21 protein-coding genes and 1 riboswitch are annotated in these 24,504 nt (G+C 41.2%); of the genes, 19 read left to right on the forward strand and 2 right to left on the reverse strand.

From position 1 onward, the window contains the following. Positions 1 to 199 precede the first annotated feature (199 nt). Positions 200 to 1,093: a hypothetical protein gene (locus BUB87_RS07605; protein ID WP_073343616.1), complete on the reverse strand. Its 894-nt coding sequence runs from the start codon at positions 1,091 to 1,093 to the stop codon at positions 200 to 202. A 260-nt stretch (positions 1,094 to 1,353) separates the two neighbouring features. Between BUB87_RS07605 and BUB87_RS07610 the strand changes: the two genes are divergently transcribed. Together BUB87_RS07610 and argH are read left to right on the forward strand one after the other, a co-directional pair. After that, the gene (locus tag BUB87_RS07610) at positions 1,354 to 2,565 is read left to right on the forward strand and encodes an argininosuccinate synthase (protein WP_073343755.1); all 1,212 of its coding nucleotides are present in this window, start codon (positions 1,354 to 1,356) and stop codon (positions 2,563 to 2,565) included. Beyond that, positions 2,562 to 3,932: an argininosuccinate lyase gene (gene argH / locus BUB87_RS07615; RefSeq protein WP_073343619.1), complete on the forward strand. Its 1,371-nt coding sequence runs from the start codon at positions 2,562 to 2,564 to the stop codon at positions 3,930 to 3,932. Before BUB87_RS07610 ends, argH begins: the two co-directional genes overlap by 4 nt. Before the next feature lie 46 nt (positions 3,933 to 3,978). Here the strand turns inward: argH and safA are convergent, their stop codons facing one another. Further along, positions 3,979 to 4,926 (reverse strand): SafA/ExsA family spore coat assembly protein, encoded by a 948-nt coding sequence (safA, locus tag BUB87_RS07620; RefSeq protein WP_073343620.1) that lies wholly within the window; start codon positions 4,924 to 4,926, stop codon positions 3,979 to 3,981. A gap of 123 nt (positions 4,927 to 5,049) precedes the next feature. On the opposite strand from safA, the gene BUB87_RS07625 reads away from it, so the two are divergent. The 17 genes from BUB87_RS07625 (at position 5,050) to BUB87_RS07705 (ending at position 24,500) form a co-directional block, all read left to right on the forward strand. Beyond that, entirely contained in the window at positions 5,050 to 5,721 is a 672-nt protein-coding gene (locus BUB87_RS07625) for an N-acetylmuramoyl-L-alanine amidase (protein WP_234945993.1), read from the forward strand. Between the two features lie 176 nt (positions 5,722 to 5,897). Then, a complete protein-coding gene (gene pflB / locus BUB87_RS07630; protein ID WP_456059095.1) occupies positions 5,898 to 8,129 on the forward strand; it encodes a formate C-acetyltransferase in 2,232 nt (743 codons plus the stop codon). Between the two features lie 157 nt (positions 8,130 to 8,286). After that, entirely contained in the window at positions 8,287 to 9,738 is a 1,452-nt protein-coding gene (guaB, locus tag BUB87_RS07635) for an IMP dehydrogenase (RefSeq protein ID WP_407641831.1), read from the forward strand. A gap of 9 nt (positions 9,739 to 9,747) precedes the next feature. After that, positions 9,748 to 11,277, forward strand: a complete 1,530-nt coding sequence (gene guaA / locus BUB87_RS07640; RefSeq protein WP_073343628.1) for a glutamine-hydrolyzing GMP synthase — start codon at positions 9,748 to 9,750, stop codon at positions 11,275 to 11,277. 91 nt (positions 11,278 to 11,368) lie between these two features. Continuing rightward, positions 11,369 to 11,470, forward strand: a riboswitch (purine riboswitch). A 174-nt stretch (positions 11,471 to 11,644) separates the two neighbouring features. After that, positions 11,645 to 13,006, forward strand: coding sequence for an NCS2 family permease (locus tag BUB87_RS07645; RefSeq protein ID WP_268761618.1), 1,362 nt, complete (start codon positions 11,645 to 11,647; stop codon positions 13,004 to 13,006). A gap of 62 nt (positions 13,007 to 13,068) precedes the next feature. Continuing rightward, positions 13,069 to 13,560, forward strand: a complete 492-nt coding sequence (purE, locus tag BUB87_RS07650) for a 5-(carboxyamino)imidazole ribonucleotide mutase (protein ID WP_073343633.1) — start codon at positions 13,069 to 13,071, stop codon at positions 13,558 to 13,560. Further along, positions 13,561 to 14,268 carry a phosphoribosylaminoimidazolesuccinocarboxamide synthase gene (purC, locus tag BUB87_RS07655; protein ID WP_073343635.1) on the forward strand — a complete coding sequence of 236 codons (708 nt, stop codon included), beginning with the start codon at positions 13,561 to 13,563 and terminating at the stop codon, positions 14,266 to 14,268. Positions 14,269 to 14,278: 10 nt separating this feature from the next. After that, positions 14,279 to 14,524, forward strand: a complete 246-nt coding sequence (gene purS, locus BUB87_RS07660) for a phosphoribosylformylglycinamidine synthase subunit PurS (RefSeq protein ID WP_073343638.1) — start codon at positions 14,279 to 14,281, stop codon at positions 14,522 to 14,524. Positions 14,525 to 14,526: 2 nt separating this feature from the next. Further along, positions 14,527 to 15,189 (forward strand): phosphoribosylformylglycinamidine synthase subunit PurQ, encoded by a 663-nt coding sequence (purQ, locus tag BUB87_RS07665; RefSeq protein WP_073343641.1) that lies wholly within the window; start codon positions 14,527 to 14,529, stop codon positions 15,187 to 15,189. A 15-nt stretch (positions 15,190 to 15,204) separates the two neighbouring features. Beyond that, positions 15,205 to 17,403, forward strand: a complete 2,199-nt coding sequence (gene purL, locus BUB87_RS07670) for a phosphoribosylformylglycinamidine synthase subunit PurL (RefSeq protein ID WP_073343649.1) — start codon at positions 15,205 to 15,207, stop codon at positions 17,401 to 17,403. Beyond that, positions 17,370 to 18,791, forward strand: coding sequence for an amidophosphoribosyltransferase (gene purF / locus BUB87_RS07675; RefSeq protein WP_073343651.1), 1,422 nt, complete (start codon positions 17,370 to 17,372; stop codon positions 18,789 to 18,791). Before purL ends, purF begins: the two co-directional genes overlap by 34 nt. Before the next feature lie 19 nt (positions 18,792 to 18,810). After that, positions 18,811 to 19,827 (forward strand): phosphoribosylformylglycinamidine cyclo-ligase, encoded by a 1,017-nt coding sequence (purM, locus tag BUB87_RS07680; protein WP_073343654.1) that lies wholly within the window; start codon positions 18,811 to 18,813, stop codon positions 19,825 to 19,827. Then, the gene (gene purN, locus BUB87_RS07685; protein ID WP_073343656.1) at positions 19,824 to 20,444 is read left to right on the forward strand and encodes a phosphoribosylglycinamide formyltransferase; all 621 of its coding nucleotides are present in this window, start codon (positions 19,824 to 19,826) and stop codon (positions 20,442 to 20,444) included. Before purM ends, purN begins: the two co-directional genes overlap by 4 nt. 30 nt (positions 20,445 to 20,474) lie before the next feature. Further along, positions 20,475 to 22,013 carry a bifunctional phosphoribosylaminoimidazolecarboxamide formyltransferase/IMP cyclohydrolase gene (purH, locus tag BUB87_RS07690; RefSeq protein WP_073343659.1) on the forward strand — a complete coding sequence of 513 codons (1,539 nt, stop codon included), beginning with the start codon at positions 20,475 to 20,477 and terminating at the stop codon, positions 22,011 to 22,013. 12 nt (positions 22,014 to 22,025) lie between these two features. Then, positions 22,026 to 23,285 carry a phosphoribosylamine--glycine ligase gene (gene purD, locus BUB87_RS07695; RefSeq protein ID WP_073343662.1) on the forward strand — a complete coding sequence of 420 codons (1,260 nt, stop codon included), beginning with the start codon at positions 22,026 to 22,028 and terminating at the stop codon, positions 23,283 to 23,285. Positions 23,286 to 23,418: 133 nt separating this feature from the next. Further along, positions 23,419 to 24,048: an accessory gene regulator ArgB-like protein gene (locus BUB87_RS07700; protein ID WP_073343665.1), complete on the forward strand. Its 630-nt coding sequence runs from the start codon at positions 23,419 to 23,421 to the stop codon at positions 24,046 to 24,048. Continuing rightward, entirely contained in the window at positions 24,045 to 24,500 is a 456-nt protein-coding gene (locus BUB87_RS07705; RefSeq protein ID WP_073343668.1) for a hypothetical protein, read from the forward strand. The genes BUB87_RS07700 and BUB87_RS07705 overlap by 4 nt, the downstream gene beginning before the upstream one ends. Positions 24,501 to 24,504: the final 4 nt, after the last annotated feature.

The following is a 24,504-nucleotide window of genomic DNA, read 5'->3' on the forward strand; positions in this document are numbered from 1 at the left end:
GTTTACGTTGTAAAGGACGATGGCAAGCTGGAGACATCATTGACTGATGCGGTCAAAGAAAGACACTATGATAAAGCGGTGAAAGATATATTGGAGAATTATAACACTCTAGAGAAAATAAAAAATAAGATAAAAGAGAAAGAAAAAGGGGAAATTTGATTTCCCCTTTATATTCGTACGGTATGCCCGCAACCTGGATCTATCCTCTATTCGAATGAGATACAGATTTTTTTATGGCTATAATTGCTATAATAGCAATGGGAATGAATATTAAAGAGTATTTATAATACAATGGTGCGGTGCTTGTTGGTGTGGTACTTTTTTTACCTATAGGTGCACCACCTGCCAAGCCCGATTCGTCATATTCAAGCGTGGTTTCCAGAAAAGGCTTAAGGGTAGTTACAAATTGATCCCTGGTATATAGGGTTTTATTTTTAAGCCCAAAGACATTTCCACCCGGACGGTATATTAAGGGTACAAAATATTCGTTATTACCCGCCGAAATGTATAAGAAATCGCTTCCTAAGGATGGAATACGAAAATGAATAAATAAATCTGCATTATAAATCTTATTTTGCTTGAAATAGTCTACGAGATCTTTTTGGTTGCTGCTAAAATAGCTTAATTCTGGGGATAGATGTCCGCCGATCTCCACTACTTCCCATCTACCGTTGATGTAGTCGATGGAAAAAGAAGCTACAGGGATTGCGGAACCACCATTTCTATAAATAACAGGTATTTCCCAGTGATATCGAGCATTTTTCAACGTCATTGATATTGGTTTATTATACATTAAGTTTTCTATAAGTTCTTTGTTGGCAGATACGACTTTGTAAGGTTTTCCATAGGACAGGTTCTCTGGGCTTGTAATATTCTTTAATTCCTCTCTTCCCAGATCATTTTTTCTTCTGAAAAGAAAATCTTTTGGATTTATATTGCCATTTGTTATTGCTTTTTCTACATCTAATTTTTCCTTTGAGTTAGTCAATGATTGCTGTTGGATTGCTGTATCAACGGGACTTGCCATTGATATAATTGGGAAGTATAAAAAAGACAGCGCTAATAAAAGCGAGATAATAATATTTTTTCTCATAATATTTCCTCCTCTTTTCCAGGAATAATTATATTATATATATACGGAATATCAACTATATTATGGAATGATATCTAATATAATAGAACAAGCATAACACATCCCCTCAAAGTCACCTGCCGAAGCTATTGAATTTTTTCGGAAGCAACTATTGTAAATATTGTAAATTGTGGATTAAAGTTATCTATACTTATCCTTGCATAAATATAAATATTAATGTATAATAATACAAAGATTTTGTCGCGAGGGGAGAAATGATGATGAGTGAAAACAAAAAGGTGGTTTTAGCTTATTCGGGAGGATTGGATACTTCTGTTATAATTCCGTGGTTAAAAGAAAAATACGATTACGATGTAATTGCGGTTTGTGTGAATGTGGGTCAGGGAGATGAGTTAGAGGGCATTGAGGAAAAGGCCTTAAAGAGCGGGGCATCAAAGGTATATGTGGAGGATGTGGTAGAGGAATTTGTCACTAACTATATATTTCCCACACTGAAGGCAGGAGCAATATATGAAGATAAATACCTTTTGGGTACGTCTTTTGCCAGGCCGTTGATTGCTAAAAAACTGGTGGATATCGCATTGGCTGAGGGAGCAGAGGCCATATGCCACGGCGCTACAGGTAAAGGTAATGACCAGGTTCGCTTTGAGCTCGCTATAAAAGCATTAGCTCCTGAATTAAAGGTGATAGCGCCGTGGAGGGAATGGGAGTTTAAGTCTAGGGAAGATGAGATAGAGTATGCGCAAAAGAAAGGTATCCCTGTGCCTGTAACTAAAGAGAAGCCCTACAGCATGGACAGAAATCTATGGCATTTAAGCCATGAGGGCGGTGATCTTGAAGATCCATGGAATGAGCCTAAAGATGACCTCTATATGATGATAGTGCCGCCTACCCAGGCTCCGGATGAACCTGAATACGTAGAAATAGATTTTAAAGAAGGAATACCTTATAAAGTTAACGGTGTGGAGTACGGTCCTGTTGAATTAATAAAAGTATTGAATGAAATAGCAGGGAGAAATGGAGTGGGCATAGCGGACATTGTAGAAAACCGTCTAGTAGGGATGAAGTCCAGGGGCGTATATGAGACACCGGCGGGAACTGTTTTATATATAGCCCATAGGGAATTGGAGCGCCTGACCCTTGATAAACAGACCATGAGGTTTAAGGATATGGTAGCCCATAAGTACGCAGAATTGGTGTACGATGGCATGTGGTTTACAACCCTCAGGGAAGCATTGGATGCCTTTGTAGACGTAACGCAGAAGAATGTGACAGGTACCGTCAGGCTGAAGCTGTATAAAGGCAGCTGTACCCCAGCTGGTGCTAAATCTCCTTATTCCTTGTACAGCCAGGAATTTGCTACCTTTGGCGAAGATCAGGTGTATAATCAGAAAGATGCGGAAGGCTTTATAAACATCTTTGGATTGCCTTTGAAGATCAGGGCATTGATGGAGAAAGGTAAGGCAAAATGAAACTGTGGGGAGGCCGATTTGAAAAGGATACAGATAAACTTTTGGAGGAGTTTAATGCCTCTATAGATGTGGATGCGAGGATGTACGAACAGGACATAAAAGGAAGCATAGCCCACGCCATGACTCTGCACAAGGCCGGTATATTGAGCGATGATGAACTTAAAGAGATCGTGGATGGCCTCAATGGTATATTGAATGATATAAAAGAAGGCAAAGTAGAGTTTACCAAGGAGAATGAGGACATTCACATGAATATAGAGGCGCTGTTGACCAGCAGGATAGGAGAAGCGGGGAAAAAACTGCATACGGCCAGAAGCAGAAATGACCAGGTGGCATTGGATTTAAGGCTTTATATGAGAGATGAGATAAAGGGCATAATCGAACTTTTAAAATCGATGGTAAATACCCTTCTGGATATAGCCGAAGATAATGTGGACACCTTGATGCCAGGATATACCCATTTGCAGAGGGCGCAGCCTATTACCTTAGCTCACCATATGCTGGCCTATTGCAGCATGTTTTTAAGAGACATAGGCAGGCTGGAAGATTGCGTAAAAAGAATGAATTTTTCGCCGTTGGGATCAGGAGCTCTGGCAGGTACTACTTATAATCTGGACAGGGAATATACCGCGCAATTATTGGGGTTTGACGGCGTTACACCGAATAGCCTTGATGCTGTCAGTGACAGGGACCATGGAATTGAGTTTTTAAGCGCTGCTGCCATAATAATGATGCATTTAAGCCGCTTTTGCGAAGAACTGGTACTGTGGAACTCAAAAGAATTCAGCTTTATAGAGATGGATGATAGCTTTGCTACAGGATCCAGCATGATGCCACAGAAAAAAAACCCGGATGCAGCGGAACTCATAAGAGGTAAGACGGGCAGAGTGTATGGTGACCTTATAGCTCTTCTAACGCTTATGAAAGGTTTGCCCCTGGCATATAATAAGGACATGCAGGAAGATAAAGAAGCGATATTTGACGGTATTGATACGTTAAAGGCGTGCATAAGGGTATTTGATGGGATGATGAAAACAATAAAATTTAATAAGGACAATATGAGGAATTCAGCTAAATATGGATACATGAACGCTACAGATATGGCTGATTATCTGGTGAAAAAGGGTATGCCTTTCAGGAAAGCTCACGAGGTCGTGGGGAAGGTGGTTAAGAAGGCCTTAGATGATAGATGTGCGCTGGAAGATTTAAGTATAGATACATTACGTTCTTTTTCTGATCTCTTTGAAGATGATATTTATGAGGTGCTGGACCTGTATAAATGCGTTCAGAGCAGATCGGTGATAGGTGGTCCTGCTAAAGAGATGGTTCACATGACTATAAATGAATTTAGGAAAGCTCTGACATGATTTACATTAAACAAAGAGAGCTCAAAGAGAGCCCTCTTTAATTTTTTTATTCACTTTTCTCAGTTTCAGTTTCTTTGCTTTTTTCTATTTCTTGCTGTGATGGGGGGTCAGCAGGTATACAAAGGATCTGTCCAGGATATATTTTGCTGGGGTCGGGTATTTGCGGGTTGGCTTTAATAAGTGCATCTAAAGAAATACCGAATTTTTTGGCGATTGACCACATGGAATCACCAGCTTTTACGGTGTAGTATGTCTGGCATTGGCATGGTGCTGGTGGATGTGGAGCAGGTGGGCAGTATGCAGGTATGCAAAGGACCTGTCCCGGATATATCTTGCTGGGATCGGGTATATGCGGGTTGGCTTTAATCAAACAGTCCAGAGGTATGCCGAACATATTGGCGATGGTCCACATAGAGTCGCCGGGCTTTACGGTGTAGTATGTCTTACATGGAGACGGTGGAGCAGGCGGGCAGTATGCGGGTATGCAAAGGATCTGTCCTGGATATATTTTATTGGGATGTATATGCGGGTTGGCCTTGATCAAACAGTCCAGAGGTATGCCGAACATATTGGCAATGCTCCACATAGAATCGCCTGGTTTTACGGTATAGAAATACTGGCATGGAATTGGATATGGCGGCATATGGCTTTGCTCTTCAATAGTCGTTTCACTGTATGTGATCGGGCTCATGGTAGGTATAAATAGTCTCTGGCCAGGGTATATTGTATATGGATACATTATATTGTTCACGTATATGATGGTATAATATGGCACGCCAAATTTTGTAGCAATACTATATACCGTATCACCGGGTTGTACTATATATTCTACACCGGTTACGGGAATGCGAAGTATCTGTCCAGGATATATAAGAGCAGGAACTGCAAGGTTGTTTGCAGCCACGATAGCTTCCACCGAAGTGTTGAATTTTTTGGCAATTAAATAAATGGTATCCCCCGGTTGAACTATATAGGTTATTTCTCGAGTGAGCATAATTATCCTCCTTTCTTTTTATCTATTAACATCCTATGATGGAGGGTTATTTTTGTGACTGATGCATATAAATTTTATCAGTGGGATAGTTTGAACTTAACGTTACCGGGGGAGGAGAAAAGGTTGCTGTACATTAAGGATTTTCATTTGGCAATTGTAGCAATTATTCTTGCATTGATTTTGGGTCTTGACATCTTTTATGACAGCGCAATCACAATGGTATTTAATCGCTATAATTATGATGTGGTTATAGATGCCGGTCACGGAGGAGGGGATCCTGGCAAAGTAAGCGCTAATGGGGTAAGAGAAGATATTATAAACCTCAAAATTGCGTATAAACTCAGCAGTATTTTGGAGAAAAATGGCATAAAAGTTCTTATGACGCGCAAAAGGGCTGATAAACTGGAGGATGGTTCTGATGCATCCAAGTTAAAGGGAAGAGCAGATATGGCCAATTCGTCGGGTGCAAAAGTGTTTATTAGTATACATTTAAATAGTTTTCCAGATCCTCAATACTATGGAGCGCAGACTTTTTATCAGAGGGGTTCGATAGAGGGAGAAAAGCTGGCGAAGATAATACAGGCTGAATTAAAAAAAGTAGATACCAGTAATTTCCGTGAGGCATTGCCGATTGATGGCTTATATGTGCTCAGAAATACAAAGATACCCGCTGTAATAGTGGAATGCGGTTTTTTGTCCAATCCCGAAGAGGAAAAGTTGCTACAAGATGATAGCTATCAGACCAGAATAGCTGAGGCTATATATAGGGGTATTAGTGCATACTTGGGCAAATGACCGTATTTATATTTTATATAGATAGTGAAGATTTGAACATTTGAAAGAGGAAAAGTTTAGTATATACTGTATACAGTATATTGACTACAAGAAAATATTATAGTATAATATAAGTACATGACGGGAATGATGCTGATTACCAGATGGTATACAAAGTACATGAAGGAGTGATATGTGTGGAAAGAGCGTGGAGAGGTTTTAAAGGAAATAAATGGCGCGAGAAAGTGGATGTGAGGGATTTTATACAGAATAATTATACTCCATACTATGGTGATGATAGCTTTCTAAAACCACCTACAGAGAGAACAGAAAAGCTTTGGAATAAAGTACAGGAGCTTTTAAAGAAAGAAATAGAAAACGGCGGTTTATTAGCGGCTGATACAAAAACAATTTCTACGATTACTTCCCATGGACCAGGTTATATAGATAAGGATAATGAGGTAATAGTAGGGTTGCAAACAGATGAGCCTCTAAAGAGAGCCATAATGCCTTTTGGCGGTATCAGAATGGTTCGAAATTCGTGTAAAGCGTATAATCTAGAATTAGACCCAGAAGTTGATGAGATATTTACAAAATACAGAAAAACCCATAACGACGGTGTTTTTGATGCTTATACACCCGAAATGAAATTGGCAAGACATGTGGGCATAGTAACAGGGTTGCCTGACGCATATGGAAGAGGTCGAATAATAGGTGATTATAGGCGTGTGGCCCTGTATGGCATAGACAGGCTTATAGAGGATAAGCAAGAGCAATTAAAGGAACTGGAAGTAGATGTTTTTGATGAAAATATTATAAGGCTTAGGGAAGAAATCGCTGAACAGATAAAGGCACTAAAAGAAATGAAAATAATGGCATCGTATTATGGGTTTGATATATCAAGACCAGCAGAAAATGCTAGAGAAGCTGTGCAGTGGACTTATTTTGGGTATCTGGCGGCTATAAAAGAGCAAAATGGTGCAGCGATGTCCCTGGGCAGGGTTTCTACATTTCTAGATATATATATAGAGAGGGATTTAAGAGAAGGTACATTGACGGAGGAAGAAGCTCAGGAACTTATAGATCAGTTTGTCATAAAGCTCAGGATCGTCAGATTTTTAAGAACCCCTGAATACAATGAGCTATTTAGCGGAGATCCTGTGTGGGTAACTGAATCTATAGGGGGCATGGGCGTTGATGGACGGCCCATGGTTACAAAAACTTCTTTCAGGATATTGCACACCCTCAACAATTTAGGACCGGCACCTGAGCCCAATCTTACAGTTTTATGGTCGGTAAACCTACCAGAAGGGTTTAAGAGATTTTGCGCGAAAATGTCGATCAACACCAGCTCTATACAATATGAGAGCGACGACCTGATGAGGCCTATATATGGGGATGATTATGGCATCGCATGCTGTGTTTCAGCTATGCCTATAGGTAAGCAGATGCAGTTCTTTGGAGCCAGGGTAAATGTGGCAAAAGCCCTTCTCTACGCTATAAATGGAGGCAAAGATGAAGTATATGGCGAGCAGGTAACACCACCCTTTGAACCTATAACCTCAGAGTATCTGGATTTCGATGAAGTGATGGAAAAGTACGATCAGGTTTTAGAATGGCTGGCCAAGACCTATGCAAATACCATGAACGTCATACACTATATGCATGATAAGTACGCCTATGAGAGGTCTCAAATGGCTTTACACGATAAAGATGTGGTTAGGACTATGGCTTATGGCATGGCAGGATTATCGGTGGCAGTGGATTCACTGAGCGCTATAAAATATGCTAAGGTAAAGCCTATCAGGAACGAACAGGGTATAGCTGTAGATTTCGAAATAGAGGGTGATTTCCCGAAATACGGAAATGATGATGACCGGGTGGATTCCATTGCGGTGGATCTTGTTAGGAGATTCATGAGAAAGCTAAGAAAGCATAAAACATATAGAAATGCTATACCCACCATGTCGGTTTTGACCATCACATCTAATGTGGTTTATGGGAAAAAGACCGGCGCAACACCTGATGGCAGAAAAGCAGGTGAGCCATTTGCTCCTGGCGCCAACCCCATGCACGGCAGAGACGAGAAAGGAGCTATTGCTTCATTGAATTCTGTGGCAAAGTTGCCTTATGACGATGCCCTTGATGGCATATCCAATACATTTACCATTGTGCCCAAGGCTTTGGGTAAAGATGAAGAATCCCGCATTAATAATCTGGTAGCACTATTGGATGGATATATATCCAAGGGTGGACACCATATAAACGTAAACGTATTGAACAGAGAAACCCTGTTGGATGCTATGGAACATCCGGAAAAATATCCTCAGCTTACGGTAAGGGTATCGGGATATGCGGTGAACTTTATCAAGCTTACAAGGGAGCAGCAGCTGGATGTCATAAACAGGACTTTCCATCAATCCATATAGAGCAAATAAAAGTAAAAGGGTATATATAAAAGGTGCAAGAAATTCTGATGACTTAATTTTCTTGACACCTTTTTTTTTATCTGCTATAGTAATACAAAATACACGGAGGTAAAAAATAAAGCTGAGTTTAAATTACTATTGAAGGGAGATGAAACTGTTGGCAGAGGTAATTAAGGAGGCTTTGACATTTGACGATGTGCTTTTAGTTCCGGCAAAGTCAGAGGTTTTGCCTAAAGAAGTGGACGTGTCCACAAAATTGACCAATAAAATCAAACTCAATATACCCCTTATGAGCGCGGGAATGGACACGGTCACGGAGTCTAAAATGGCCATTGCTATAGCTAGAGAAGGCGGGATCGGCATCATTCACAAAAATATGTCTATAGAAAAGCAGGCCTCAGAGGTAGACAAGGTAAAGAGGTCAGAGCATGGAGTTATAGTAGATCCTTTCTATTTGTCCCCTGATCATACCATAAGGGATGCGTTGGAGCTCATGGAAAGGTACCATATTTCCGGGGTACCCATTACAGTCAATGGCAAGCTGGTAGGCATAATTACCAATAGGGATATACGATTTGAAGATGATTTGAGCAAAAAGATAAGCGAGGTTATGACAAAAGAAGGCCTTGTTACAGCTCCTGTAGGTACAACCCTTGCTGAAGCCCAAAGGATACTTAAAAAGCATAAGATTGAAAAACTTCCTCTGGTAGACGAAGATTTCAACTTAAAAGGTCTTATAACCATAAAAGATATAGAAAAGAGCATAAAGTATCCCAATGCAGCGAAGGATTCAAAAGGTAGGCTGCTGGCTGGTGCTGCGGTTGGCGTCACAAGGGATATGATGGAAAGGGTTGCGGCGTTGGTAAATGCCGGTGTGGATGTCATCGTGGTGGATACCGCTCATGGGCACTCTAAAGGGGTTATTGAGGCTGTAGAGAAAATAAAAGAGGCGTATCCTGATGTTCAGCTTATAGCCGGGAATGTGGCTACAAAAGAGGCGACGGAGGATCTTATTAAAGCCGGCGCTGATTGCGTAAAAGTAGGTATAGGGCCGGGTTCTATTTGCACTACAAGGGTAGTGGCAGGGGTAGGTGTGCCTCAGTTGACGGCGATTATGGATTGCGCTGAAGCTGCAGATAAGTACGGTATACCTATAATAGCAGATGGAGGTATAAAGTATTCAGGTGATATCGTAAAAGCCCTTGCAGCAGGTGCCAGTGTCGTTATGATAGGTAGTCTATTTGCGGGTACCGAAGAAAGCCCCGGCGAAATGGAAATATATCAGGGCAGAAGCTTTAAAGTGTACAGGGGTATGGGTTCCATGGGAGCTATGGCATCAGGCAGCAAAGATAGATACTTCCAGGAAGATGCTAAAAAGCTGGTTCCTGAGGGGGTTGAAGGAAGGGTGCCTTTTAAAGGGCCCTTAAGCGAGACCATATACCAGCTCATAGGAGGATTGCGAGCAGGTATGGGCTATTGTGGCGCAAAAGATCTGGAGGCATTGAGACGCAATGCCAGGTTTGTAAAAATTACATCAGCAGGTTTAAAAGAAAGCCATCCTCATGATATAATGATAACAAAAGAAGCTCCTAATTATAGTGTGACATGAGGTGAAAAGATGAGAGAGACAATATTAATCCTTGATTTCGGCGGACAGTACACCCAGCTTATTGCCAGGAGGATTCGCGAAGTAAATGTATACTGCGAAATAGTTCCGTATGATATTTCGCCTGAGAAGATAAGGGAATATAAACCTATGGGTATTGTGCTGTCGGGTGGACCGGCCAGTGTGTATGTAAAAGATGCGCCTAAATGCGATCCTGAAATATTCAAATTAGGAATACCTGTTTTAGGTATATGTTATGGTGCTCAGCTTATGGCATTGTTATTAGGTGGGGCAGTAGAAAGGGCTGAAGTTGCCGAATATGGCAAGACGGAACTGGTAGTAAACAACAACGTACCTCTATTTAAAGGTATTGAGCGGGAGACGGTTTGCTGGATGAGTCATGTTGACCTCATAGAGCAGTTACCGGAGAATTTTAAGGTTATAGCATCTACAGCCCATACGCCTGTTGCGGCCATGGCTGATGTGAAACGCAAATTATACGCTGTACAGTTTCATCCAGAGGTAGAACATACTCCTCTGGGAAAAGATATGATAAAGAATTTTCTTTTTGAGATATGCGATATGAGCGCCGATTGGACTATGGATTCGTTTGTGGAGCAGACGGTAAAGAGCATCAAGAAAACCGTAGGCGATAAAAAGGCTATTTGTGCGCTAAGCGGTGGAGTAGATTCATCGGTGGCGGCGGTATTGGTGCACAGAGCTATAGGAGACCAGCTGACATGTATTTTTGTAGACAATGGCCTTTTAAGGCTAAACGAAGCTGATACCGTAGAAAGAGTTTTCAGGGATAAGTTCGATATCAATCTCATCAGAGTAGATGCAAGGGAGCGCTTTTTATCTAAATTGAAGGGCGTAGTTGATCCTGAGCAGAAGCGCAAAATCATCGGCAATGAATTTATACGGGTGTTTGAGGAAGAGGCTAATAAACTTGAGGGTGTTGAGTACCTGGTACAGGGGACGTTGTATCCTGATGTCATTGAAAGTGGGAGCAAGGTGGCATCTACGATAAAAAGCCATCACAACGTAGGTGGGCTTCCTGAAGATATGAAATTTAAGCTTTTGGAACCTCTTAAAAACCTGTTTAAAGATGAAGTCCGCCTTGTAGGGAAAGAGCTGGGAATACCCGAGGAGATTTTATACAGACATCCTTTCCCGGGGCCAGGGCTTGCCGTGAGAGTTTTGGGAGAAGTGACAGAAGAAAAGCTGGATTTACTTAGACAGGTTGATCATATCTTCATAAGGGAATTAAAGGAAGCCGGTTATTACAATAAGGTATGGCAGGCGTTTGCTGTATTGCCTGACATAAAGTCGGTGGGCGTTATGGGCGATGAAAGAACATATGCATATACGGTGGCATTAAGGGCTGTGACATCCTCAGACGGTATGACAGCTGATTGGGCCAGACTGCCATTGGAATTGTTGGATTCTATATCTAGAAGCATCATCAACGAGGTAAAGGGTGTAAACAGGGTTGTCTATGATATAACGTCAAAGCCACCTGCCACTATAGAATGGGAGTAAAACACGAACATTAATTGCGAAAAAGTGGGAAATTTGAGCGTATATATATTGACTCAGCATAGAATTTCTGTTATTATTATTGCGTAAGACAATAAAATACGAACAATAAGCTCATATAATCTTGAGGATATGGCTCAAGAGTCTCTACCAGGTTGCCGTAAACTACCTGACTATGAGTGAAAGTGTACCTAGGGTTCCAGCTCTGCGAAGGGTCATCGTGGAGTGTTTGGTCCAAGCGGTACAGGTATGTAAATACCACACCGGTGTGGGAGAAAAGCCCGGACGGATAGGTTTCACTCGTGAGTGGAATCTATTTGTTCGGGTTTTTTGTTCAGGTAAAAGCTTTAAAAATAATATTAAAGGAGGATTGGATAGTGTGGAAAATGGAAGTTTTTTAGACAGGTACTTTAAGCTTAGAGAGCATGGCACAACGGTGAGAACTGAAATCATAGCAGGTATAACTACATTTATAACAATGGCCTACATCATCTTTGTAAATCCTTTGATTTTAAGCAACACAGGAATGGATAAGGGTGCGGTTTTTGTTGCCACCATATTGTCCGCTATCATTGCAACAATGATAATGGGCTTATTTGCTAACGTGCCATTTGCACTGGCAGCAGGAATGGGTATGAATGCGTTTTTTACTTTTTATGTAGTAGGCCAGCTTAAGTATTCATGGCAGTCGGCGCTGGCGATGGTGTTTGTATGCGGTATTATCAATATAATTATAACTGTTACGAAATTGCGTATTATGATTGTGAAGGCTATTCCGGATTCGCTAAAAAATGCTATAGGTGCTGGGATTGGACTTTTTATAGCGTTGATCGGTTTTGTTGAGGGCGGTTTGGTAGTTAAGAATCCGGATACACTTGTACAGCTGGGCGATTTTTCTAAACCTACAACACTTTTGACACTTATAGGCTTAATCATAACAGCTCTGCTTATGGTTTTAAGGGTAAGAGGTGCTATACTGCTGGGTATATTAATAACTACTATAATAGGTATTCCGATGGGTATCTCAAAGGTCCCTACAGCTATTGTATCACTGCCTCCTAGCCTTGCACCTACATTTCTTAAGCTAGACTTTGCTCATTTATTTAGACCTGAAGTCGGTATTTTAGGAGTTATAACGATTATAGTTGCATTTAGCCTTGCAGATACTTTTGACACCATAGGAACCTTTATAGGTACTGCAAGAAGGACTAACGTATTTGATGACGTTAATGGTGAGATTAAGAAGGGAAGTAGATTTCCTACCAAGATGGACAGGGCTTTATTTGCTGACGCGATAGCTACATCTATGGGTGCTCTTCTGGGTACGAGCAATGTGACGACGTATGTAGAAAGCACGGCCGGTATAAGCGCAGGTGGAAGGACAGGTCTGGCTTCAGTTGTAACATCAATAATGTTCTTTTTGGCGTTATTCTTTGCGCCTATCGTAGGCATTGTCCCGGCTCAGGCAACTGCTCCGGCGCTGATAATAGTGGGAGTTTTGATGCTCGGCGCAGTAACGAGTATAAACTTTGATGACTTTTCAGAAGCATTGCCCGCTTTCATGACAGTTGTGCTCATGCCATTTACTTACAACATAACCAATGGGATTGCTGCAGGATTTATATTCTACACCTTGGTTAAAATCGTTAAGGGGAAAGCTAAAGAAGTGCACCCCATGATGTATATATTTACAATACTATTTATCTTGCGATATGCGTTTTTAAAAGCATAAAGAGGTTGACCACTGAAGTTCGATAGCAATATCGAACTTCAGTATTTAAAGGAGGGAATATTATGCCAAAAGTAGCTGTTGTCATGGGCAGCGATTCGGATTTGCCTTTGATGAAAAAGTGTATAAACGTGTTAAAAGAATTTGATGTGCAATTTGACGTCAGGATAATATCGGCGCATAGGACGCCAGATGTTGCTGCTGACTTTGCAAAAGGTGCTGCGGGGAAAGGTTATGAAGTTATAATTGCAGCAGCAGGTAAAGCGGCTCATCTGGCGGGGGTTTTGGCGGCTATGACCACATTGCCGGTCATAGGTGTTCCTGTAAAATCCTCTACGATGGATGGCATGGATTCGCTACTTTCTATGGTACAAATGCCCAAGGGAATACCTGTGGCTACGGTGGCTATTGATGGTGCCGAGAACGCTGCGCTTTTAGCAATTCAGATATTGGCCTTAAAATATCCAGAATTATCCGAAAAAATAGCAGCGTATAGAGATAAAATGGCACAGGATGTTATAAAAAAAGATAATGAAATAAGAAATGAGGTGTTTTAAATGGAAAAATTGGAGATGTTGTACGAAGGCAAGGCGAAAAAGGTTTATAGGACCAGCGATCCTGATCTCTATGTAGTAGAATATAAAGATGATGCGACAGCGTTTAATGGTCTGAAAAAAGGTACTATAATAGATAAAGGAATAGTGAACAATAAGATGTCGGCATTTTTCTTTAAGATGCTGGAAGACAGAGGTGTTCCCACCCACTTTGAAAAATTACTATCTGACCGGGAGATGCTGGTCAAAGCCGTAAAAATCGTGCCTGTAGAAGTGCTGATCAGGAATTACGCGGCAGGTAGTCTTTCTAAGAGATTGGGTATTAAAGAAGGGACAAGGCTTAATTGTACTGTTCTGGAGTTTTGCTATAAAAATGATGAGCTGGGAGATCCATTCATAAATGAGGACCATATTAAAGCCATGGGTCTTGCAACAGAAGAAGAGGTAAAGGTGATAAAGGAGTATTCACTAAAAGTTAACGAAATATTGACAGAGTATTTATTAAAGAAAGAAATTATATTAGCCGATTTTAAGCTAGAGTTTGGCAGATACGGTGATAAGATTGTCCTGGCTGACGAGATTTCTCCTGATACCTGCAGGTTCTGGGATGCAAAAACCATGGAAAAACTGGACAAAGATAGGTTCAGAAGAGACATGGGCGGTGTTGAAGAGGCATATCAAGAGGTTTTAAGAAGGGTAATTGGCGAATAGGAGGTAAATCATGATAGCGAAGATAAAAGTTACGTTAAAAAAAGGCATATCAGATCCGCAGGGTCAAGCTATAAAAGGGTCACTTCAGACTTTGGGTTTTGGAAATGTCCAGGATGTGAGAGTGGGAAAATATATCGAAATTTTGATCGATGAGCAAGAAATGAAGACGGCAGAAGAGAAGGTTAAAGAGATGTGCGAAAAGCTGCTGGCTAATCCTGTTATTGAGGATTACACCTTTGAGATAACGGAGGTGTAAAGATGAAGGCAGGGGTAGTGGTTTTTCCGGGCTCTAATTGTGATGTAGACTGCTATCACGTTTTAAAGGACGTACTATCTGTTGATACCAGGTATGTATGGCATAAAGATACTGACATAAGTGATCTGGATCTGATAGTGCTCCCAGGTGGCTTTTCATATGGCGATTATTTAAGGGCAGGTGCTATTGCCCGATTTTCGCCCGTTATGAACAGCGTGATAGATGCGGCAAAAAAAGGTGTGCCTATTATAGGCATATGCAACGGATTTCAAATTCTGACAGAAGCCGGATTGTTACCAGGGGTTTTAAGGCGAAATAAAAATTTGAAGTTCATATGTGATACTGTTCAAATACAGGCTGTGAACACTGATTCACCTTTCACAAAAAAACTCAAATCGGGTCAAATCCTAAATATTCCTATTGCTCATGGAGAAGGCAATTATTATGTAGATAATGATACCCTTGAAAAGCTCAAAGATAAAGGTTTAATAGCATTCAGGTATTTAGAAGACGTCAATGGCTCTGTTGATCGCATTGCCGGCGTCTTAAATGAAAATAAAAATGTACTTGGCATGATGCCACATCCAGAGAGGGCATCTGAGAGCATATTAGGCAGTGAAGACGGAAGGGCGATTTTTGAATCGGTTGTGGAATATCTGCTTTAAGATTGGAGGGTGCAAATGGAGCAGGAAAAGATATGGATCAAACTGGGCCTTACTGACAGCGAATATGAGATGATAAAGGATATACTTGGTAGGGAACCCAACATCGTGGAATTGGGCATGTACAGCGTCATGTGGTCAGAACATTGCGGCTATAAAAATTCTAAGGCGTTGTTGAAGCTTTTGCCTACAAAAGGACCTTACGTTTTGCAAGGTCCTGGAGAGAATGCGGGTATTATTGATATAGGCGATGACGATGCCATTGTAATGAAAGTTGAGAGTCATAATCACCCCTCTGCTATAGAGCCATATCAAGGCGCTGCTACGGGAGTAGGAGGTATATTGCGCGATATATTCACTATGGGTGCAAGGCCTATTGCAACGCTTGATTCATTGCGCTTTGGCAACCTTGACGATGACAGGGTCAAGTATATTTTTAACGGCGTGGTGGCAGGGATAGCGGGATATGGTAACTGTATGGGTATACCCACAATAGCTGGAGAAGTATATTTTAATGAGAGCTATAAAGGTAATCCTCTGGTCAATGCCATGAGCGTGGGTATAATGAACAAAAACAAGATAAAAAAAGGTGTGGCTAGCGGCGTTGGCAACACCGTAATGTTGGTGGGTTCTACTACCGGAAGGGATGGCATAGGCGGTGCCAGTTTTGCTTCTGAGGAATTAAGCGAGAAATCAGAGGAGAAAAGGCCTGCGGTTCAGGTTGGGGATCCTTTTATGGAAAAATTGCTGCTGGAGGCCTGTCTGGAGTTATTTGAATCTGACGCTGTGGTAGGCATACAGGATATGGGCGCTGCTGGTATAACCTCCTCTAGCTGTGAAATGGCGGCAAGAGCTGGCACAGGAATAGAAATAGATATAGACAAGGTGCCAAAACGGGAGACAGGTATGACGCCCTTTGAAGTTATGTTGTCTGAATCTCAGGAGAGAATGCTGGTAGTCGTCAAAAAGGGTAGAGAAAAGGAAGTAATGGACATATTTGACAAATGGGGATTGCATGCAGCGGTTATAGGTGTGGTAACAGATGATGGAATGCTGACGGTTAAAGACAGAGGAGAAGTGGTGGCGAGAGTACCTGCAAAATCTCTGGCAAATGCCCCTGTGTACGAGAGGGAATATGAGAAACCTTCGTATCAGGATGACTTGAATAATCTGGATATTGATTCAATACCGTTGCCTTCGGATTATAATGACGTGCTGCTGAGGCTTATGAGTTCTTTGGATATATGCAGCAAGGAGTGGGTTTATAAGCAGTACGATTATATGGTTAGGACAGATACTGTGGTAATACCCGGGTCAGATGCGGCAGTATTGAGGATAAAGGGCAAAAATAAGGGTATCGCCATGACCATCGACTGCAACGGGTTGTACTGCTATCTTAACCCTAGAGAAGGGGCAAAGATAGCTGTGGCTGAAGCAGCCAGGAATCTTTCAGTCAGTGGTGCCATTCCGATGGCCATAACAGATGGATTAAACTTCGGCAATCCTGAGAAAAAAGAAGTTTACTGGCAATTCCGCGAAGCCATACTTGGGATAAAAGAAGCCTGCGAAGTACTGGGCATTCCTGTTATAAGCGGCAATGTGAGTTTTTACAATGAATCCCAGGGGAAAGCCATATATCCCACACCGGTTATAGGGATGGTAGGCCTTCTGGAAAACCTGAATCATGTGACCACCCAGGGTTTTAAAGATAAAGGTGATGTAATAATTCTGGCAGGCAAAAACCTCTGCGAATTGGGTGGAACAGAATACCTCAAGGAGATATATGGGCTGGAAAAAGGCAATGCGCCTTTAATTGACCTGAATTTTGAAAAAAGAGTGCAGAGCTTTATACGGGATGCCATAAATCAGGGACTTATAAAATCAGCTCACGATGTAAGTGAGGGCGGTCTGGCAGTAGCCATAGCCGAAAGCTGTATATCAGGGAAAATTGGAGCACAGATAAAACTGGATTCGGATATAAGGCCTGATGGACTGTTGTTTGGTGAATCTCAATCCCGAATCATTTTGAGTGCCGATGAAAACAATTGGCATAAGATAGAAGATATAGCTAAAAAATACGATGTGCCTGTAGAAAAAATTGGTAGAGTGGATGGAAATAGTTTAATGATTGATTTGAACGGAAAAAGGCTTATTGATATAAAGATAGAGGAGATTGAGTCTCAATGGAGAGAGAAAATCAGCAGTATAATGGGCTAAAAGAAGCGTGCGGCATTTTTGGGATTTATGATATAAATGGTCATGATACCGCTCGTATAACCTATTATGCCTTGCACGCATTGCAGCACAGGGGTCAGGAAAGTGCAGGCATTGCCGTATCTGATGGTAAAAAGATCAACTATCACAAAGGGAACGGTCTTGTGACAGAGGTTTTCGATGAAAAAAACATTTTGCACTTAAAAGGTCATATAGCTGTAGGCCATGTGCGCTATTCTACTACGGGGTTAAATCAGATTTACAATGCACAGCCTATAGTTGTTAGATATAAAAACGGGTATTTGGCTTTAGCTCACAATGGCAACCTTATCAATGCTGATGAGCTGAGAAAAGAACTGGAGGATAGTGGCAGTATTTTTCAAACGTCAACGGATACGGAGGTAATAATACACCTTATAGTAAAATATATAGCAAATGGCATGGTAGAAGCTATAAAGATGGCTATGAAAAAGATCAAAGGCGCTTATTCCCTTATTATAATGACCAATGAAGCTATCTATGCTGTAAAAGATCCTAATGGGTTGAGACCTCTTTGCTTAGGTCTTATGGATGATTCATATTGTTTTGCATCAGAGAGCTGTGCACTGGACATTATAGGTGCTAAGCTGGTAAGGGAGATATCCCCCGGGGAGATTATAGAAATAAGCAAAGAAGGCATAAAGACGTATGAGTACGATGGATCAAAAAAAGAGGCTTTTTGTATATTTGAGTATATATATTTTGCCAGACCTGACAGCGTCATAAGGGATGTCAGCGTGTACTCGGTAAGGCAGGAAATGGGTAGGAGGTTGGCATTGGAGTACCCCGTGGATGCGGACCTTATTGTTCCGGTGCCTGATTCGGGTATCCCTGCCGCTTTAGGTTACTCAGAAGTATCGGGTATTCCATATGGAGAAGGTCTTATAAAGAACAAGTATGTGGGCAGGACATTTATACAGCCAGATCAGATTCACAGGGAAATCGCGGTAAGACTTAAGCTTAATGTGATGTCAGAGATGGTAAAAGGCAAGAAGATTGTGCTGGTAGACGATTCTATCGTTAGGGGAACTACCAGCAAAAGGCTTGTGGCAATGTTGAGAAATGCGGGCGCAAAAGAGGTGCACTTAAGGATAAGCGCACCACCAGTCAAATTTCCTTGCTACTTCGGTATAGATACCCCGTCTAAAAAAGAACTTATAGGTTCTAAGGCGTCGGTAGAGGATATAAGGAAGATGATCGGTGCCGACAGCCTTGGCTATTTGAGCATGGAAGGGTTGTTGAGCTGTTTTAAAGATAAGGGATTTTGCACAGGATGCTTTGACGGGAATTATCCTATTAAAGTACCTGAAGAAGGCAGCAAATTCATATTTGATGATTTTTCAACTATCTAATGGATAATGGAGGTATATTATGGCAGATTACAAAGAGGCAGGTGTAAACATAGACGAAGGCAACAGAGTGGTAGAGCTCATTAAGGGTTATACGCGGGCTACTTTTATAGATGGCGTTATAGGTGGTATAGGTAGCTTTGGTGGACTTTTTGAGGTAAAAGGTTTCAAAAATCCGGTGCTGGTTTCGGGCACCGATGGAGTGGGCACGAAGCTCAAGATAGCGCAGATGATGGAAAAGCATGATACAGTAGGCATCGACTGTGTAGCTATGTGCGCCAATGATGTGGCGTGTCATGGAGCTCAGCCGCTATTTTTTCTGGATTATGTAGGCATAGGTCTTTTGAGGGCAGAACTGGTTGCTGAAATAGTAAAAGGTGTGGCTGAAGGGTGTAAGCAGGCAGAGTGCGCACTGATAGGTGGTGAAACCGCTGAACTTTCAGGTATATATGCTAAAGAGGATTACGATCTCGTGGGTTTTTGCGTGGGAGCAGTGGAAAAGGATGCTATAATTGACGGCAAGAATATACGAGCAGGTGATGCGCTGATAGGGCTGGTATCCAGCGGAATTCATAGCAATGGTTATACATTGGTAAGACATGTGTTTTTTAACATGAATCACTATTCCGTATCAGATTATATACCAGAATTGGGTTGCACTTTGGGAGAAGAACTTATAAAGCCTACCAGGATTTATGTAAAGACATTAAAATTTTTAAGGTCTCGCGGCTATGAAATAAAAGGTATAGCACATATAACAGGCGGAGGCTTCATTGAAAATATTCCAAGGATATTGCCACATGGATTGGGAGTTAAGATTTTTAAGGGCGCTTATGAGATACCACCTATCTTTGACCTTATACAGAAGCTGGGAGATGTTCCTGAACTTGAGATGTACAGGACGTTTAATATGGGAATAGGTATGGTACTGGTGGTGGATCAGGGTGCAGCCGATGATATAGTGAAAGCCCTTAAAGACTATGGCGATAATGCCTATATAATTGGTATTGTCACAGATAAGAAAGGTGTAGAGATATGAATAGGGTAGTAGTTTTGGTTTCGGGCAGTGGCACAAACCTCCAGTCCATTATTGATAACGTCAATTCTGGTTATCTGAATATAGATATAGCAGCGGTTATATCGGATAGGCCCGGCGCGTATGCTCTGGAACGGGCACGGCTAAACGGTATAGAGGCCATTTGCATACCCAGGAAGGAGCTGGGCAAGCAGAATTTTGACCGTAAGCTTTTGGAAACTGTAGAAGCTTTTAAACCGGACCTGGTGGTGCTGGCGGGATTTTTAACTATACTGAGCAGTGAATTTGTTGAGAGATTTCAAGGAAAGATCATCAATATTCATCCATCTCTTATACCGTCTTTTTGTGGCAAGGGTTATTATGGTGAAAGGGTACACAAAGCGGCTATAGATTATGGTGTGAAAGTGAGCGGTTGCACCGTACACTTTGTAGATGCGGGAACGGATACAGGACCTATAATATTTCAGCAAGCGGTAGAGGTAAAAGACGATGATACCCCTGAAACCCTTGCCAGAAGGATACTAGAACACGAACATCGATTGTTGCCAAAAGCTATTAAATATTTTTTTGAGGGAAGATTAAAGATTCGGGGCAGAAAGGTATATATATCACAGTCGTAATTATAAAAAATAATTATTGGAGGGATGAAATTGATTAAAAGAGCATTGATAAGCGTATCGAATAAAGAGGGAATTATTGATTTTGCCAGAGAACTGGCAGGTATGGGTGTGGAGATCATATCTACAGGTGGGACAGCTAAGGCCTTAAAGGAAAGCGGTATAAATGTCATAAATATATCCGATGTGACTGGTTTTCCTGAGATAATGGACGGGCGTGTTAAAACATTGCATCCCAACATTCACGGTGGACTTTTAGCAGTGAGGGATAATCCCGATCATATGGCCCAAATTGAGAAACTCGGCATAAAACCCATTGATATGGTAGTGGTGAACCTTTATCCCTTTAAAGAAACCGTGTTAAAAGAAGGTGTTACGCTGGAAGAGGCTATTGAAAATATCGATATCGGGGGCCCCAGTATGCTCAGAGCAGCGGCCAAAAATTATAAATATGTGGTGGTGATAGTGGATCCCGAGGATTATAAGACCGTGCTGGAGGAATTGAAGACCACCGGTGATGTAAGCTATCAGACTCGTTTCAGGCTTGCTGCTAAAGTATTTATACACACGAGCCATTACGACACGCTCATTGCTGATTACATGAAAAAGCAGGTGGGATATGAGAAGTATCCCGAAATATTAACGTTGACCTTTGAAAAGGTGCAGGATCTTAGGTATGGAGAGAATCCTCATCAGAGCGCTGCTTTTTACAGGGAGATAGGAAATAAGTCATCAAACATTGTAAATGCGGTTCAACTCCATGGCAAAGAGCTCTCTTTTAACAATATAAACGATGCCAATGCGGCTATTGAGCTTGTTAAGGAATTTGACGGTCCAGCTGTTGTGGCTTTAAAACATGCCAATCCCTGCGGTGTGGGTATAGCTGATAATATATTTGAGGCTTATATGAAGGCCTATGAATGCGATCCTGTTTCTATCTTCGGAGGCATAGTAGCATTAAACCGTAAAGTTGATTACAGAACAGCAGAAAAGATGCACGAGCTATTTTTGGAGATAATTGTGGCACCAGATTATGATGATGATGCTCTTAATATTCTGAAGAAAAAGAAAAACGTGAGAATACTCAAGCTGGATATGAGCAGGCCAGAAACGTCACGGTTTGATATGAAAAAAGTAAATGGTGGATTGCTGGTACAGGATATGGATACGGTAAACCTTGATATGGATCAGCTTAAGGTTGTTACAAATAGAAAACCTACGGAGAAGGAAATGGAAGACCTACTCTTTAGCTGGAAGGTTGTAAAGTATGTCAAGTCTAATGCGATTGTGCTGGCAAAGGATGGGCAGACTGTAGGAATAGGGCCGGGACAGGTAAGCAGGATATGGGCAGCTGAAAATGCTATAAGGCAGGCGGGAGAAAAGTCCAAGGGTTCTGTAATGGCATCTGATGCGTTTTTCCCATTTTCTGATGTGGTGGAAGCTGCTGCAAAAGCTGGGGTTACTGCAATAATTCAACCAGGAGGGTCTATAAGGGATGAGGAGTCCATTGAAGCTGCCAATAAATACGGTATTGCTATGGTGTTCACAGGTATCAGACATTTCAGACACTAAGGAGGTTTTATGATGAAAGTATTAGTCGTTGGAGGCGGTGGCCGGGAACACGCTATTGCCTGGAAAGTAGCGCAGAGCCCCAGGGTAGATAAAATATATTGTGCTCCTGGTAACGCTGGAATAGCCCGTATTGCTCAGTGTGTGGATATACCTGCAGATGCTGTAGATGAATTGGCGGACTTTGCACAAGAAAATGCCGTAGATTTGACAGTAGTAGGTCCTGAGGTCCCTCTTATGAAGGGTATCGTTGATGTATTTGTAAAGCGTGGTCTCAGGATATTTGGACCTTCTAGAGATGCAGCAGTTATAGAGGGGAGCAAGTACTTTGCAAAGTTGCTACTGCAAAAGTATAATATCCCTACGGCTAGATTTAAAGCATTTGACAATTATGAAGAAGCCGTAAAATATCTGGACGATATTCAGTACCCTACGGTGATTAAAACCGACGGGCTGGCACAGGGTAAAGGCGTTATCATAGCTGATGATAGAGAAGAAGCTCAAAAGGCTCTTGAAGATATAATGTTAAAGAGGATTTTTGGCAAATCAGGTGATACCGTCATAATTGAGGAATTTTTAGAAGGCAGAGAGGCTTCTGTGCTGGCTTTTACCGATGGGAAGACGGTGATTCCCATGGTGAGCGCTATGGATTACAAGAGGATATACGATGGCGATATGGGGCCTAATACCGGTGGCATGGGCAACATAGCGCCCAACCCTTATTACAGCGATGAAATAAATACAGATGTGATGGAGAAGATCTTAAAACCTGTTATAAAGGCTTTAGATATGGAGGGTAGGAAATATAAAGGGGTGCTATATGCAGGCCTTATGCTGACAGAGGACGGGCCTAAGGTGCTGGAATTTAATGCTCGTTTTGGAGATCCTGAAACCCAGGTCATATTACCGCTTTTAGATACCGATATTGTTGATATCATGGATGCAGTTATCGAAGAGAGGTTGAATAGTATACAGGTTAAATGGCTGGATAAAACTGCTATATGTGTTGTCGCAGCTTCGGGTGGCTATCCTGGTAAATATCAGACAGGTTTTGAGATAAGTGGGCTTGACGAGGTAGATGATGATGTGATGGTATTTCATGCCGGGACAAAAGCGGATGGTGATAAGGTGTTGACGGCTGGTGGGCGCGTCTTAGCTGTTACGGCTATTGGCGATACACTGTTGGAAGCCCGGGCAAAAGCATATGATAATATAGATCGCATTGATTTTAAGGGTATACAGTATAGAAGGGATATAGGAAAAGTTAAAGTATGAACTATTTGCAGATGTGCAATAAGCCCCATTACAGGGGTCTTTTTTTTTATATAAAAAGAAGGATTTTGTAAAACTTTGTAGAATTATAGTCATGGGCAATGGTTAAAAGGATATATAAAAGGAAGGCAAGCGCATGGAAAAGGTGGCACGAAAAATATTGGAATATATAGAGAATAAAATACCATTAAACGAGGAACAGAGGGATTACGTGTACCTCGGTCTCCAGCTTATCCTGGAGAGTTTAATAGAAGTAATTACCATCCTGATCATTGCTCTTATTTTAGGAATTTTTATTGAAACGCTTGTGATAGTGCTGGTGGCTGGAGTCTTTAAGCTCATATCCGGTGGAGCTCATTGTACAACTTTTGGTTCATGTTATACCTTTTCTATTATTTTATACCCATTGTCAGGAATAATTGCAAATTATATGATAATAACAAATTATATTAAATTACATCACATATACATTCTTTTTTCTTTAATAGGAATTGCTTGCTTTTTTTATGCTCCTTCACAGATATCAATTAAACCTATAGCTGATGAATTGCGTTTTCGATATAAAGTCACATCATTATTATTTGTAATGATGACTTTTATAGCTGTGTTTATCCTGTATACGCGTGATTACAGAGTTTTATCTATTAGTATAAGCATTGCTATGCTTTTTCAGGCCTTTTTTATAACCCCTTTGGGTTTTTATGTTACACAAGTCTTTGATACGTTATTTGCTAAATTAGCAGCTGGGAAGGGGGTGGACCCATGACTTATGAACTTATTGATGTGTTTATTATTACCATACCTGAAACTTTTGTGACGCTGTTGGTAGTGTTGCAGTTATTAGATAGAAAATTAAATTTAAAAAAAATATTGGTAGCAAGTGTATTGCAGGGTTTTGCTACCTTTGTTATAAGGCAGATACATATATATTCATTGTTGCATTCTATACTGCAGATTTTTATGTGTATTTTGATAGTCGCTTATTTATTTAAAATTGATTTTAAACTGGTGTTTGTAGCACTTGTCATAACCGTTGTTGTATATGGCTTCATAGAACAACTGTCAATATATTTGGTATTGAAGGTTTTGCACAAAACTTTAAGTGAAGTTATGAACAATCAGCTGTGGGAATTTGTGGTCTTTGTGCCTCAGTTATTGTATATGGTTATCATATATTTTATTTTGCGCAGGTTTAATATAACCATAACCAGTGCATAGGTGA

The sequence above is a fragment of the Caldanaerobius fijiensis DSM 17918 genome, from assembly GCF_900129075.1.
In the GTDB taxonomy this organism is placed as follows: Bacteria; Bacillota; Thermoanaerobacteria; order Thermoanaerobacterales; family Caldanaerobiaceae; genus Caldanaerobius; species Caldanaerobius fijiensis.

Bases quoted from the DNA above. Each gene is read 5' to 3' on its own strand.
- purE (WP_073343633.1), top strand. From the start codon at position 13,069: ATGCCAAAAGTAGCTGTTGTCATGGGCAGCGATTCGGATTTGCCTTTG.
- BUB87_RS07605 (WP_073343616.1), bottom strand. From the start codon at position 1,093: ATGAGAAAAAATATTATTATCTCGCTTTTATTAGCGCTGTCTTTTTTA.
- guaA (WP_073343628.1), top strand. From the start codon at position 9,748: ATGAGAGAGACAATATTAATCCTTGATTTCGGCGGACAGTACACCCAG.
- safA (WP_073343620.1), bottom strand. From the start codon at position 4,926: ATGCTCACTCGAGAAATAACCTATATAGTTCAACCGGGGGATACCATT.
- purF (WP_073343651.1), top strand. From the start codon at position 17,370: ATGGAGAGAGAAAATCAGCAGTATAATGGGCTAAAAGAAGCGTGCGGC.
- purN (WP_073343656.1), top strand. From the start codon at position 19,824: ATGAATAGGGTAGTAGTTTTGGTTTCGGGCAGTGGCACAAACCTCCAG.
- purS (WP_073343638.1), top strand. From the start codon at position 14,279: ATGATAGCGAAGATAAAAGTTACGTTAAAAAAAGGCATATCAGATCCG.
- argH (WP_073343619.1), top strand. From the start codon at position 2,562: ATGAAACTGTGGGGAGGCCGATTTGAAAAGGATACAGATAAACTTTTG.
- purL (WP_073343649.1), top strand. From the start codon at position 15,205: ATGGAGCAGGAAAAGATATGGATCAAACTGGGCCTTACTGACAGCGAA.
- purM (WP_073343654.1), top strand. From the start codon at position 18,811: ATGGCAGATTACAAAGAGGCAGGTGTAAACATAGACGAAGGCAACAGA.
- purD (WP_073343662.1), top strand. From the start codon at position 22,026: ATGAAAGTATTAGTCGTTGGAGGCGGTGGCCGGGAACACGCTATTGCC.
- BUB87_RS07610 (WP_073343755.1), top strand. From the start codon at position 1,354: ATGAGTGAAAACAAAAAGGTGGTTTTAGCTTATTCGGGAGGATTGGAT.
- BUB87_RS07700 (WP_073343665.1), top strand. From the start codon at position 23,419: ATGGAAAAGGTGGCACGAAAAATATTGGAATATATAGAGAATAAAATA.
- purQ (WP_073343641.1), top strand. From the start codon at position 14,527: ATGAAGGCAGGGGTAGTGGTTTTTCCGGGCTCTAATTGTGATGTAGAC.
- BUB87_RS07705 (WP_073343668.1), top strand. From the start codon at position 24,045: ATGACTTATGAACTTATTGATGTGTTTATTATTACCATACCTGAAACT.
- purC (WP_073343635.1), top strand. From the start codon at position 13,561: ATGGAAAAATTGGAGATGTTGTACGAAGGCAAGGCGAAAAAGGTTTAT.